This is a genomic window from Pseudothermotoga elfii DSM 9442 = NBRC 107921 (genome assembly GCF_000504085.1).
GTDB lineage: Bacteria > Thermotogota > Thermotogae > Thermotogales > DSM-5069 > Pseudothermotoga_B > Pseudothermotoga_B elfii.
This window is the reverse complement of record NC_022792.1, coordinates 413,953-427,207: the sequence shown is the minus strand read 5'-3', so window position 1 is coordinate 427,207 and position 13,255 is coordinate 413,953. Positions and strand designations below refer to the sequence as shown.

Below are 13,255 nucleotides of genomic sequence, written 5' to 3'. Positions count from 1 at the left end.
CTCTCAGAAAGCCCCAGCTTTTGCTGGGGCATAAACTACTTTTTCATCAAAGGTGGATACCATTGAGATATTGCGTCCTGAGCTCTTTTTGAAAGTTCCTCCGGTGTGATCTTACCGGCGTAAAGTTCCTGCATTCCCGGACTCAAAACATCATCGTACAGAGATGGTTTTTGCGTCACAAAAACAGATCCTACCCAGTAAACGTATGGAGATGCGTGGTTGACATAGACATCCATTATTTCTTCAAATAAAGGCTCCTTTGGCAGTGTAGCACCAGATACACCGGGTATGTTCTTCGTAATGTTAGCAAAAATTGTACCAAATTGTGGCGTGGCACAGAATTTGAGAACTTCTATGGCATCCTTTTTGTTTTTGACATTTGAAGTAAGCGTGATGGCACCATCCATATAAACATAGGCATATGGCTTTTGATCTTTTGTGGCTGGTGGGACCATGAAATATCCAACTTGAATGTCAGGATTTAAATTTTTCCAGTTTTGATAACCCCAGATGCCATAAAATACCATTGCCGCCTGTCCAAAAGCAAACGCAGCATCCTGATCTGTTGTGGAATTTGCAAGAAATCCATCCTGATAATACACTTTCAGATCGTTCAGTTTTTTGTTCAAATCGGTGAATTTAGGATCAAGAAAATTTGTTTCTCCATCCGTGAGCTTTTTAATCCATTCTGGTCCCAACACACTCACACCGCACATGGCGTGTTGCATGGTCAAAGCCCAGGCTTCTTTTCCGGGAATGAAAAATGGAGTTATACCGTTCTTTTTCAGAACCTTGGCGTTTTCAACCAGTTCGTCCCATGTTTCAGGTTCTTTCAACCCGTATTTTTCATAATATTCTTTGTTATAGAAAATTCCTACAACCTGAACCGCAAATGGGACACCATAGATTTTCCCTTCGTGTGTAACAGATTTCAAAATCGTAGACGAGAAATTGGAAAAATCTACGTAATCATTGAGTGGCAAATAAAGTTTGTTCTCAATCATAGTCTGAGTTCTACCACCTGGAAGTCTCCTGGAATAAACAATATCCGGACCAGTTCCAGTCTGAAGTGCCAGAGCAATTTTGGCATCGTACTCAGTTGGGGCATACGCTGTGAAGTTGATCTTGATATCATATCCGGCTTTTCTGAGTTCTGCTTCGACTTGTTTCCAGACCTCTGCATCCTGACTTCTCCAGCTCCAGATAGTTACTTCTCCTGCCGTAGCCAAAACAGCTACTATCAACAGGAAAATCATAAACAACTTACTTTTCATGCGAACCCCTCCCTTTAAAGGTGTCTAAATGATTATACAATATATCTCAATTTTTTGACATATTTTCTTAATGCACTTCAGAAAAGAACTTTTAAAATGAGCATACAAATATCCATTGCCAGATATACCACTTGAAACTTTTATCGGTTTTCACATTCACTGAAAAATTTTTAAAAACTCAATAATAACATCAAGAATGAAAGGAGGGAGGTATTGCATGAACAGAGTGTTGAGTTTATTAATTTTGTTAACGTGCTTTTTCACAGTTTTCGCTGTCAAAATTGCCGGGATAGTGACTGACGGTGAAAATCATCCCATTGTTGCACAGGTCAGATTTTTGAATCCTGAAAATGGCATACTTCTGACAGATTACACAAACTGGTTTGGAAGGTTTCAGCAAGAATTGCCTGCTGGAAAATACACTATCGAGGTTTGCAAAGGTCCCGAATACGAAATCAAGAGAATTTCAATTGAACTTTCACATGATACAGAAGAAATCCATATCAATCTCAAAAGACTTTACAATCTTGAAAGCATGGGCTGGTTCTCAGGAGATGCACACCTTCACACCATTTACAGCGATGGAAAACAGGATGTCGAAACAGTTGCGAAAGCATGTGTGGCTTGCGGTTTGTCCTGGGCCATTTTGACAGACCACAACACTATCAAAGGTGGAATAGAATGGACAGCTGCCTCAAAATATGGATTGTTACCCATACTCGGCGAAGAAGTAACAACCCCTCTTGGTCACTTCAACGCACTTGGAATAAGCGAGATCGTTAACTGGAAAGTCAATGAAAAACAGGACATAGGAAGAATATTTGCAGATATATCCAAACAATCAGCTATTGCTCAGATAAATCATCCATTCGACATGAAAGATTATTTCGTCGATTGGGATATAAAAGGATATGACGTTATAGAAATCTGGAATGGTGGCTCAGCACCAAATCTCAATGGGATGGGGAACTACGAAGCAAAAATGTACTGGTTCAAAATCCTCAATACTGGCACGCAGATTCACGCGACAGCTAACAGTGACTGCCACGATGTATACAGCAATTACTCTATGCTTGCTTTTTTACCGGTGGATAAGGTTCTCTCGGCAATTGAAAAAGAATTTTCCGAGCCCACAATGAAAAATTACGTCATGGAAAATGAAAGTGCTATGAGAAACTGGGTTAAATACGGACTTTATCCAGGTACACCACGCACTTACGTCAAAGCGACAAAACTTACGCCTTTTGCCGTTTTAAAGGCACTTGCGAGGGGAAATAGTTTCATGACAAATGGTCCGTTGCTACTCATAGAGATAGATGGTAAAGGGCCAGGAGAGATGGTAAGCGCTTTGAATAAAGAATCGCTAAACCTTGACATCAAAGTTTTTTCCAATACTCCCCTGGAAAAAATAACAGTTATCCAGGGCGGAGAGATTGTCCAAGAAATCGATGTAAATGGTCAGAGAGAATGTATTTTATCCAAGGAGATTAATCCCGATAACGGTTCATGGATTGTCGTCGAAGCTTACGGACCTTACCCAGTTTATGCAATCAGTAACCCTATTTATCTTTCAAATTCGTATCAAACCACACGATGAATTGTAAAGTTTTGGCCAAACTCAAAGAGCGATTACGCCTTTCCACGCGGTGAATGGTGATTCTCGCTGATGTTGATGCATCTGAACAATTCGCCACTGTATAAGATGAAAATAAAGTTTATTTTGGGGGCGGCAAGCCCCTTTATTTTTGCAGCAATTGTTTTTCAGTGCTATAATTTCAGCAATAGATATTAGAAATCTCAAAGCAAGAGCATGACACAAGGGGGGATATTTATGCTGAAAAAATTTCTCATTTTGTTGTTTTCAACCATTGCTCTGAAAATTTATGCAGATATGGGAGCAATCCATGCAACAGATGCAGTAATCAATGAAAATTCCCAAAAAGCCATTATTTTTCACAATGGCGATGAAGAAATCCTCATATTAAGCACAGATCTCGTGGCAGATAAAGAAACAATTATCGTGCGTTTTATTCCCTTTCCATCTCAACCACAGGTAGACCTGGCTTTTCCAAAGGTATTTGAAACTGCTTCGGAATTGATTAAAAAGTACAAATTGCAACTCCTTGAGATGAGCAAGGGTGGTTTATCATCTCAAGGAGTTGAGATGCGTTTTCATGAAAGACTCGGAGCCCATGACATAACGATTATTAAAATTAATGACCGGTTTCAATTTCGAGAGTGGGTAAATGATTTTTTCCAAAAGAATGGCATGTCTTACAAAAAAGAGTATCCTGAGATTGAGAAAATAATCGAAGATTACGTAGAAAGAAATATAACTTATTTTGTCTTTGATTTAGTTAAAGTTTCAGAAAATATTCATTTAATAGAACCTATCATGTACAGGTTTAAAAATAGAAAAATTTACTATCCTCTCAAGACTACAAATACATTCAAAAATCAGGGCGAAGTAGATCTGATACTTATCACCCCATGGACTGTTTGTTTTCCATCTCAAACACCATTCGAAGAATATGAAGGTTTTCCAGAATATCCAGCATCAACAAGGGCAACTACGTCGGCAAATATAGCTATCTACGATATAAACAAAATTTATCCAAACGCAGAAAATTTCTTTAAAGACAAGAGAACAATCATTCAGCTCATAAGAATAAGTTATCCCGATAATTACAAATTTAATAATGATTTATTTATTGATCTTTCGAAAACTCTGCCATATGCAGTTGAGCTTGCACCTGATTATGACCCATTTAACAATATTTTTAAAGACGAAGAAGACATCGAAAAAGATATTTTCTCCCGATGGAAAAAGGAAGAATAGCATGTCTTCGTATGGGGTATAATTTTCGTGCCGGGGGTGAAATAGTGTTTGTCAGAGACGTGATGACGACAGATGTTGTGACAATTTCTCCAGATGCGAGTTTTTCCGAAGCTATGGAATTGATAAGAAAACGTGGCGTGAGAAGACTTCCTGTTGTGAAAAATGATAAAGTTGTTGGAATAATTACTGAAAAAGATTTACTGTCAGCCTCTCCATCGCAGGCAACAACACTTGATGTGTGGGAATTAACGAGTTTGCTCGGTAAACTCAAAATCAAGCAGATAATGAAAAAAGATGTTATCCATGTTCACCCAAACACACCTATAGAAGAAGCTGCACGAATCATGACAGATAAAAAGATTGGTTCACTCATTGTGCTTGAGAACGAAAGAATGGTCGGAATAGTCACAGAAACTGACATATTCAAAGTTTTCATAAATATGCTTGGAGCCCGGGAAAATGGTATAAGATATGTTTTCCGAGTTCAAAATGTACCAGGCATTTTGTCAAAAATACTTTATTTAATGTACCAGTGTGGTGGAAACCTAATAGCAGTTACAACTTATGAAAAATCCAGAGATGAGTATAACGTGGTTGTCAAAGTCAGGGATCTGTACAAGCAGGAATTTGAGCGAAAATTTCTTGAAGGCATGCCGTTTGCTTCAATAATAGATGTAAGAGAATGAGAGGGGAAGTCCCCTCTCATTCTACTGGATAATTCTTAATGTCGTGCTGACAGTTACATTTTGCTTGTTGACTTTCAGGTCCATCACTTCTACATAATATCCACCTTTAAGCAAGACAAGCTGGTAGGTACCGTAATCAAGCTCTATTTTCAGTGGCGTGACACCCTTCAAATAACCATTGATGTAAACCATGGCATTGCTTGGTGTGGTGTTTATATTAACAGTCCCTACCTTGACAACAGGTTCAAGAGTAAGATTGACGGTCCTTACTTCGTTTGCATTCACACGTACATTTATAGATGCATCTTCATAATCAGGATAACTTGCAACAATTCTATGGGTTCCAGCTTCAACATCAATCGTCAAGCCATTCGAGCTTGCTACTCCCACATATTTTCCATCTACATAAATTGAAGCATTTACTGGGGTTGTAAAAATATTCAATGTTCCAGTCCTAACAACGGGACTCAGTGTTATATTCACCGTCCTGACTTCATCAGGTTGAACATTAATTGTCAGTGTTGCATCTTCATAATTTGAAAGCCTCGCCGTGATGGTATGAGTACCCGGCTCAACATCGACATTCAAGCCACTTGGCCTGGTTATTCCAACATATTTTCCATCTACATATATCGATGCACCGGAAGGTGTTGTGAAAACATTCAGTTGGGCGGAAATTGGTGAAAGTGTCAGGTTTATATTTTTCGTTTCTCCTGTTGAAACAGAAAAACTTTGCTGGAAAGGTTTGTAACCATCTTTCGTGGCAAGCACCGTATGCTGACCTGGCTGAATCTCTATCTCCAATGGGCTCAAACCAACGTAATTTCCATCTAAGAAAATTTGGGCGCGCGGCGGTGTGGTTGTTATATTGAGCATCGTTTTTCTAACAAAGTTACCTGTTACAACAACAGTCCTGTTTGCTGTAACAAAGAATGTTTCAGTAACAGCATCGTTCTCATAGTAGAAAGTAGCAAAATGCTGGCCTTCATCGAGCTCAACTCGTGCAGGAGTTCTTCCAATGTATTTTCCGTCTACGTACACATAGGCACCGGACGGGTTAGATTCAAGCTGCGCTATACCCGTTCTTGCAGCTTTTCCAACATAAAAGTAGGTGATATCGCTCGCCCATTCACCTGTAAGATATGGCATGATCTGTTTTTGCACATAGTTTTCCGCATCTTCAGACAAAAGCGGGAAAGATTGAGTTGTACCAAGATTTTTGAGCTGTTGAATGATCGGCAGAAAGGTTGTAGAAGCTATTATCTGAATGTACTCTTTGCCTTCCGGCGGAGTTATCTTGAACGAATACAGGTTTGATATGGGAAGTTTATAGGTCACATTCGGTGCAATATAGTTGTTTGAATCATATTTGTTTGGGAACAAAAGCGTTATCTTCCCATCAGTTCTGATATCGTAGATCAAAATATAACAGCTCTTGTTTGCTTTGAAAAAAATGTTCAAAGACTCATTCACTTGATAGACAGAACCTTCAGGCTTGTTGAGCCAGACCTTTACTTCAAGCTCGCTTGGCTTAGGAACAATGATTATATTCTTAAGCTGCATATCTGCAAAACTCATTGCTGCAACTATAAGGGCTAAAACCACCAGTAACGTCTTCCTCATTCATATCCCCCCTTCATGGATATATAACCCGCGCATCTACAACCTTATCATCATCAATTCTAAAGAACGCAAATCCTTTGTTTGCAAGATCAGTTACAGAAATATTCTTCGGAACTGTAAAGTTTTTCCAATCTTGATCAACCCGAACCTTGCTCACTTTGTAAAGATGGTTTGTGCTATCGATTTCTTCAAACTCTACAAGAACATAGTTTGTTATCGCTGCCTTCGTCTGACCATCTTCACCAATTATGAGATCATACACAGTTCCAAGAAGATCCTGCGCCCTTAACAATAAAATCAAAGAACCACTGAGATTATTGTTGCTCACGTAATTGTTTATGGCTGTCTCGACACCATTAAGACTTGTGGTACCGTAGTTGGCAATGAATTGATTGTCTGTATATACATTCTTATCTGCTGCAGCACCAGAAAAAACAGCATTTCTGTCATTGAATCCCTGTGGTTGATTATCAAGTTCATACCAGAGCATTAGTATGTTCTTTGTGTCGCACCATGAAGCGAGATCTTTCAGATCGCTGTCATTGTCATTTGCAGTCACTTCAACCACGTGGTGTGCAAGGCTTGATATCGTAGAATATGTCGGTCCACAGGAGATCAAGACTAAGAGAAATAGTGCTCCCAAAAGCAGAATCCACCATTTCACGCCTTTCATTCAACCACCCCCTCGAGTTTTTTAAAAAACATCAGCGGTATGTAAAGCTGTAGATCATCTTTGCGCCTTTTCGATAGACAAAGATTGCTACAAAATCTCCCTGCTTAATCTTTGATACGATGTTATTCCAGTCATTAACAGATTTGATGGTGTTGTTTTTTCCATTCACTGCAATCTGGTATATCACATCTCCTTTTTGAATTTGTGCTGAATTTTTCACCTGTCTTACTATCACACCATCGAGTGAAGCTGGAAGTGAATAACTTTCCCTGTCTGAGTCTGTGATTTCATCTACAACTATACCCAGAAATTCCTGAGCGGCTTGCGCTGTTTCAACTCCTTCTTCGGCTGAGGAGCCAAGGGTAACTGTCAGGTTGATTTCTTTTCCAGATCTGTTTACTAACAGTTTCACAGTATCACCCGGTATGTGGCTGTGGATCAAAGAAACGAGTTCTGCATCTGTTGAAACAGAAACGTTGTCGAATTTCACAATCACGTCGTTTTCTTTCAAACCAGACCTTTCGGCGGGAGAATTTTCAAGCACTTGGACAACCAGCACACCTTGATTGACCTTCAAGCCCATCGCCTTTGCAAGGTTTTCTGTAACGGTCATGACTCTCACACCAAGGTATGCTTTTTGAGTTTTGCCGGTTTCGACAAGCTGGCTTATAAATCTCTTAACTGTGTTGATAGGTATGGCAAAGCCAAGGTTAACTGCTTCTGTCGGGTTGATAATCGCGGTGTTTATTCCTATCACTTGGCCATGGATGTTCAAAAGTGGTCCGCCGCTGTTGCCCGGATTAATGGCCGCATCTGTCTGTATTAAATTTGTGTAATAGCCCGAGCCATCTGGTTTTGGAATGCGCCGCCCTGTTGCACTCACAACACCTATAGTAACAGTGTGCTGAAAACCAAGCGGATTTCCTATTGCTATTGTCCACTCACCTATTTTCAAACTGTCCGAGTCTCCAAATTCCAAAACCGGCAGGTCTCTATCGGGTTTGATTTTCAGAACAGCGATGTCAAGCTCTTCATCACCACCTACGTACTCTGCTTTGTAAGTTGTGCCGTCGAGCAGTGTAATCGTTATATCCTTTGAGCCATCCACAACATGCTCATTTGTGAGTATCAAGCCTTCTTTGTCAAAGATGAAACCAGATCCAAGACTTGTACTTTCCTGAGTGCCACCAAATGGATTGTAACCAAACCAACGTTTGAAAAACTCTTCCATGAATGGATCGAAGTAAGGCGATGTGGTGTACTTGACTGCTTCTACCTTCACTACAGCAGGTGCACACTGCTCAACGACAGCCACTACAGGGCTCTGGTAATCTGGATTCACATAGCCAAAGCTGACCATGCTGGCAACTAACATCAACACAACCAAGAAGAGCTTTTTCATGTGCAACACCTCCTATCAAGACTGTTCTTCAATCCATTCGACTATTTTATTGTTACATTCGTTCATTAGAAAACTATTAAAAAATTCCTCTATGGCTTTTTCCATATCTTCTGGTTTGTTCAGTTTCATAAATTTTTCTCTGAATTCCCTTGCACCCCTCATGCCATGTGTGTAGCCTGCTACAAACTGTCGCATTTTATAAATGGACCTTTCTCCTTCATCCTCGATTTGCATCTTCAGATGTTTTGTGAATGTCTCTTTGATTTCTGTGATTTTTGGAGTTCTTTTCTGAGTGATCTGTGCAAAGATCCATGGCTTTCTCAAAGCTCCGCGGGCTATAAGGGCTGAATTTGCACCAGACATTTCAAGTGCTTTATGAAAATCTTCGGCTTCGAAAATATCTCCACTCACAGCAGTGGAAATGCCATACTGTGAGAGTTTTAAATCCCAAAAAGCCTTGCCACTGTACTTTTGGACAACGGTTCTTCCATGAACCTCTATCCCATCGGCGCCTGCTTTTATGCAGCTGTGTACGATCTGATCCAGAATATTTTTCTCAAAGCCGATTCTTATCTTCACAGTCACGGGTTTTTGAACAGATGATTTGACAGATCCTATGATCTTTTCAAGTCTTTCAAGATCATTGAGCAAAGCTCCACCAGAATTTTTCTTTATCACCTTCTTCACAGGACACGCGGCGTTTATGTCAATCCATGCCGCATAAGGTTCAACGATCTTTGCAGCTTGTGCCAATGTTTTTGGATCGTTTCCAAAGAGTTGAACTGCAACATTTGGCTCGTCTTTTGGAAGCATTCTCTGGACTGTTTTGAAATTTCTAACAACGCTCTCTGCACTTATCATCTCCGTAAATGAAAATTGTGCACCCCAAAAGGTGCAGATCTTTCTAAAGGCTCTGTTTGTGATACCTGCCATGGGAGCAAGCCCGGCAAAACCTGGATATTCAAAGTGAGTAATACTCTATCACCTGCTTTTCTATTTGAGGATGAACCATGCCCTTGATCGATTTTTTCTCTTTTATTCTTTCCCTTATCTCGCTCGCGCTTAATTGTACAAGTGGTGCTTTCAAAAAAATAATCGTTTCGTACAATTTTCCAAGCACTTTTTTTGCTTTTCTTTCATAAGGCCTGCCACAAAATCTCGGATAAACTACAAAAAAACAATTTTGAAGAAGTTCTTGATATCTGTACCACTTTTCTATGTAAGATAGAGAATCTTCTCCAGTAATGAAATATGGTTTTGTTTTATGAAGCTGGGCAAAATATCTTACTGTGTAAAGTGAATAAGATACATCCTGGCGAGCTTTCTCAAAATCGGACACAACTATGCGCGGGTCTTCAAATGTTATTTTACACCATTCAAATCTTTTATCAAATGGGGCAAGGTTATTCGGCCTGTGCGGTGGTATGTAAGTTGGCACAACATAAAGCAAATCCAGTTTCAACAACTCGATTGCATATTGAGAAACTATGAGATGACCTATATGAGGGGGATTGAACGATCCGCCGAAGATGCCTATCCTATTCTTTATATTCAAAACTGTACCCATCGATCCAGACTGTATCACCATCTTTTGCCCCCATCTCCTTCAATCTTTCGCTCAAGCCGTTCCTTTCGAGTACCTCGAGAAAACGTGCCATGGCATCTTTTTGATTAAGTGGGTAACGATTGAGCCACGCTTCAATATGCTTTCCACCAATTTCAAAACCGTTTTCGATTTTTGTTATCTCAAAATCAAATTTCATTTCAAGTCTTTTACGCACTGGCTTTGGTTTTTCGAACGCAGGAGGAGCCTGAATCTGAAAATGAAGTTTGCTCTTTCCTATCAGTTCATAGATTTTTTTCTTCAGATTCTCGATATTTATCCTGAGAAGGGCAGAAACCGGGTAAACCTCCTGGCCGGAATGATTTTCGAGAGCTATTATTCTCCTATTCAGCTCATCTTTTTCCAGAAGGTCTATTTTATTTGCCACAAGAATCTGTGGTTTCTTCGCAACATAATCGCTGTATTTTTCAAGCTCTTTGATAATCACATCATAATCGGCTATGAAATCTCTACCATCGGTTGAAGAAATGTCAACAACATGTACCAAAACACTGCATCTTTCTATGTGCCTTAGAAATAAATTGCCAAGTCCGGTTCCTTCACTTGCCCCTTCTATCAAACCAGGTATATCGGCAAGTACATACTCATTTTCTTCATCGATTTTTACAACACCGAGGTTTGGCACAAGAGTGGTGAAAGGATAGTCCGCTATTTTCGGCCTGGCATTACTCATCGCTGTTATCAGCGAACTTTTACCAACGTTTGGAAAACCTATTAACCCAGCATCAGCAAGCAGTTTCAATTCGAGCACAAGCCACATAGACTCTCCTTCATCTCCGTGCTCCGCAATTCGTGGAACCCTGAAGGTGCTTGAAGCAAAATGTGTATTTCCCCTTCCGCCTTTTCCCCCTCTTGCCACACAAACCATCATTCCATGTCTGTCCAGATCAGCGATAATTCTCCCAGTTTCTGCATCTTTAACCACAGTTCCTACAGGAACATCTATGATGAGATCTCTCCCGCTTCTTCCAGACTGTTTTTTGCCCCTTCCATGCTGACCATTCTCAGCAACGAATTTTTTCTGATGTTTGAAATTTAAAAGCGTCGAGAGATTTGCATTAGCCCTCAATATAACAAATCCACCGTCCCCACCATCTCCACCGTCTGGCCCGCCTTTTGGAACGTATTTTTCTCTTCTGAAACTAACCGCTCCATTACCACCATCGCCGGCTTTCACAAATATGGTAACCCTATCAACAAAATCTTCTTTCTGCACCGAAAAACCTCCTCACTGTGTCATTAAATTTTACTACAGTAACATAAAATGGTGAAAATTATTCTATCTTAAACCAGAAAATAAGGCTAACAAAAGAAAAAAGAAGAAAATCGGAGAAATAATTCGATTCATTACCCTCAAAGAAATTATTTTCCCCAAATAGATTAAAAAAGCAAATAAATATCTATATCGATATTTTGATCAACGTTTGATTTCTGGTATCGTTTATGTGACATAAGTGGTTAAACGTTTGCTCATCTTATTAAAAGAGGTGTTTTAGTTTGTTTAAGTTAAAAGACGTGGCAAATTTGACCAATGTTTCCATCTCCACCGTGTCAAAAGTGCTGAATGGTAAAGGGAGAGTTAGCGAGAAGAAACGCCGGGAGATATTGAAGGTGGCAAGGCAACTTGGATACACTCCAAATTACCACGCACGCACGATGGCTCGCAGATCAAGAATTCTCACAATAGGGCTAATTGTACCAGATATAACTAACCCTTTTTTTGCAAAACTTACCAAAGGTGTGGAGAAAACATGCGGTGAGGATGCTTTGATTATACTTATGGATTCGTTCAGGAACCTCGAACGGGAGGAAAAATTGATCAAGAATGCACGATTTTTTGGCATTGATGGAATAATTATTGGAAATTCTCGTGTTAATGATGAACTGGTTTTGGAAGTTTCTAAATACATACCTGTTGTTGTTTTTGACAAGGATTACGAATGCGAAAACGTTGTCTCAATCGTTCTGGATAACTATCATGGTGCATACAGTGCAACAAAACATTTGATCGAAAATGGTTGTACACATGTTGTTCATCTCGGTGGCACACATGAGTTGTTTGTATCTCTGCAAAGGGCAAATGGTTATGAGGCAGCCATGCGAGAAAGTGGCTTTCAACCAAGAATATTTGCAACAGGTTACGATGAAAATAAGGGCTATGAAAATATGAAAAAAATCCTCAAACAAGGAGAAACAGTGGATGGCATTTTTTGTATGAACGACTTAGTCGCAGTGGGCGCCATGAAAGCCGTTAAAGAGTTTGGCCTGAACATTCCAAAAGATATTGCAATTGTTGGATTCGATGATGATGAAAATTTATGCGAGATAATATCACCATCTCTTAGCTCTGTTCATCAGCCAGTAGAGGAAATGGGGCAGATATCTGCAAAACTTCTTTTTGAACTTATAAAGAAAGATCTTAAAATAAAACGCTATGTCTTCTCTCCACACCTGGTTATCAGACAATCAAGTCTGAAAGGCAGAGAAAGCCAATGAAGAAAATTCTTGTAACAGCGGCACACAGCGATGATTTAGTTATAGGTATGGGGGGAACATTAAAAAATTTGAGTACATTGGGGCACAAAATCTGGGTTGTATCTGCATGTGGAGATAGGATATCAGGTTTTGAAGATGCAATGCACCACCTTGGTGTAGAAGCTTTGAGCTTTCCTTACAGATATGGAGAAATTGACGAAGAAGAGTTTTCCAGAAAAATTGAGGAGCTCTTCAAAAAACTCAAACCAGATATTGTCTTCACACACTGGCAGAATGAGATACTTTATGATCACGAGCTGGTCGGTCGAATTACTTTAAAGATAGCAAGAAAAGAGGAAAAAGAGGTGTATCTTTTTGAAATCCCCGCATCGAGTTTGAATTTTGATTTTGATATAGCTATCGATATAACAGATTTCTTTGATCACAAAAAACAGGCCATAGAAATGATGAAAGATGCTTTTGATGAAAAAGTGTTTTTAAAAGAGATAATGCCATCTGTAGTCTATACTCCCGGGTTCAGAGGAATTCAGGTAGGATGTGACTTTGCTGAAGTTTTTAAACATTGTGGTTCGAGATTTCCACTTGCTCCATTTAGAAAAAAGCTCTTGGATATCGCCAGAATTTAACGGGAGGTGTTT

Annotated in this window: 12 protein-coding genes; 5 read left to right on the top strand and 7 right to left on the bottom strand. The window is 39.7% G+C overall.

Annotated features, from left to right (window positions below; genetic code table 11):
- Positions 1–35: 35 nt before the first annotated feature.
- Positions 36–1,274 (bottom strand): ABC transporter substrate-binding protein, encoded by a 1,239-nt coding sequence (locus TEL01S_RS01980; RefSeq protein ID WP_012002452.1) that lies wholly within the window; start codon positions 1,272–1,274, stop codon positions 36–38.
- A gap of 217 nt (positions 1,275–1,491) precedes the next feature.
- On the opposite strand from TEL01S_RS01980, the gene TEL01S_RS01975 reads away from it, so the two are divergent.
- From TEL01S_RS01975 to TEL01S_RS01965, 3 genes are all read left to right on the top strand, one after another.
- Entirely contained in the window at positions 1,492–2,871 is a 1,380-nt protein-coding gene (locus TEL01S_RS01975; RefSeq protein WP_012002451.1) for a CehA/McbA family metallohydrolase, read from the top strand.
- Between the two features lie 234 nt (positions 2,872–3,105).
- Entirely contained in the window at positions 3,106–4,113 is a 1,008-nt protein-coding gene (locus TEL01S_RS01970; RefSeq protein ID WP_012002450.1) for a DUF2330 domain-containing protein, read from the top strand.
- A 44-nt stretch (positions 4,114–4,157) separates the two neighbouring features.
- Positions 4,158–4,799 (top strand): CBS domain-containing protein, encoded by a 642-nt coding sequence (locus tag TEL01S_RS01965; protein WP_012002449.1) that lies wholly within the window; start codon positions 4,158–4,160, stop codon positions 4,797–4,799.
- Positions 4,800–4,820: 21 nt separating this feature from the next.
- Here TEL01S_RS01965 and TEL01S_RS01960 read toward each other — a convergent pair whose 3' ends face one another.
- From TEL01S_RS01960 to obgE, 6 genes are read right to left on the bottom strand one after another with little or no spacing between them, the layout of a single operon-like run.
- The gene (locus TEL01S_RS01960) at positions 4,821–6,422 is read right to left on the bottom strand and encodes a PEGA domain-containing protein (protein WP_012002448.1); all 1,602 of its coding nucleotides are present in this window, start codon (positions 6,420–6,422) and stop codon (positions 4,821–4,823) included.
- Between the two features lie 13 nt (positions 6,423–6,435).
- Entirely contained in the window at positions 6,436–7,095 is a 660-nt protein-coding gene (locus TEL01S_RS01955) for a hypothetical protein (RefSeq protein WP_028843427.1), read from the bottom strand.
- 31 nt (positions 7,096–7,126) lie between these two features.
- The gene (locus TEL01S_RS01950; RefSeq protein WP_012002446.1) at positions 7,127–8,497 is read right to left on the bottom strand and encodes a Do family serine endopeptidase; all 1,371 of its coding nucleotides are present in this window, start codon (positions 8,495–8,497) and stop codon (positions 7,127–7,129) included.
- A 15-nt stretch (positions 8,498–8,512) separates the two neighbouring features.
- Positions 8,513–9,430 carry a tRNA dihydrouridine synthase gene (locus tag TEL01S_RS01945; protein ID WP_012002445.1) on the bottom strand — a complete coding sequence of 306 codons (918 nt, stop codon included), beginning with the start codon at positions 9,428–9,430 and terminating at the stop codon, positions 8,513–8,515.
- Positions 9,431–9,458: 28 nt separating this feature from the next.
- A complete protein-coding gene (gene nadD / locus TEL01S_RS01940; protein WP_028843428.1) occupies positions 9,459–10,052 on the bottom strand; it encodes a nicotinate (nicotinamide) nucleotide adenylyltransferase in 594 nt (197 codons plus the stop codon).
- Positions 10,036–11,337: a GTPase ObgE gene (gene obgE, locus TEL01S_RS01935; RefSeq protein WP_028843429.1), complete on the bottom strand. Its 1,302-nt coding sequence runs from the start codon at positions 11,335–11,337 to the stop codon at positions 10,036–10,038. The genes nadD and obgE overlap by 17 nt, the downstream gene beginning before the upstream one ends.
- 281 nt (positions 11,338–11,618) lie before the next feature.
- On the opposite strand from obgE, the gene TEL01S_RS01930 reads away from it, so the two are divergent.
- The gene (locus TEL01S_RS01930; RefSeq protein WP_028843430.1) at positions 11,619–12,617 is read left to right on the top strand and encodes a LacI family DNA-binding transcriptional regulator; all 999 of its coding nucleotides are present in this window, start codon (positions 11,619–11,621) and stop codon (positions 12,615–12,617) included.
- Positions 12,614–13,243, top strand: coding sequence for a PIG-L deacetylase family protein (locus tag TEL01S_RS01925; RefSeq protein WP_028843431.1), 630 nt, complete (start codon positions 12,614–12,616; stop codon positions 13,241–13,243). Before TEL01S_RS01930 ends, TEL01S_RS01925 begins: the two co-directional genes overlap by 4 nt.
- Positions 13,244–13,255: the final 12 nt, after the last annotated feature.

Coding starts and splice junctions, on each gene's coding strand:
- TEL01S_RS01980 (WP_012002452.1), bottom strand. CDS start 1,274: ATGAAAAGTAAGTTGTTTATGATTTTCCTGTTGATAGTAGCTGTTTTG.
- TEL01S_RS01975 (WP_012002451.1), top strand. CDS start 1,492: ATGAACAGAGTGTTGAGTTTATTAATTTTGTTAACGTGCTTTTTCACA.
- TEL01S_RS01970 (WP_012002450.1), top strand. CDS start 3,106: ATGCTGAAAAAATTTCTCATTTTGTTGTTTTCAACCATTGCTCTGAAA.
- TEL01S_RS01960 (WP_012002448.1), bottom strand. CDS start 6,422: ATGAGGAAGACGTTACTGGTGGTTTTAGCCCTTATAGTTGCAGCAATG.
- TEL01S_RS01955 (WP_028843427.1), bottom strand. CDS start 7,095: ATGAAAGGCGTGAAATGGTGGATTCTGCTTTTGGGAGCACTATTTCTC.
- TEL01S_RS01950 (WP_012002446.1), bottom strand. CDS start 8,497: ATGAAAAAGCTCTTCTTGGTTGTGTTGATGTTAGTTGCCAGCATGGTC.
- TEL01S_RS01945 (WP_012002445.1), bottom strand. CDS start 9,430: ATGGCAGGTATCACAAACAGAGCCTTTAGAAAGATCTGCACCTTTTGG.
- TEL01S_RS01925 (WP_028843431.1), top strand. CDS start 12,614: ATGAAGAAAATTCTTGTAACAGCGGCACACAGCGATGATTTAGTTATA.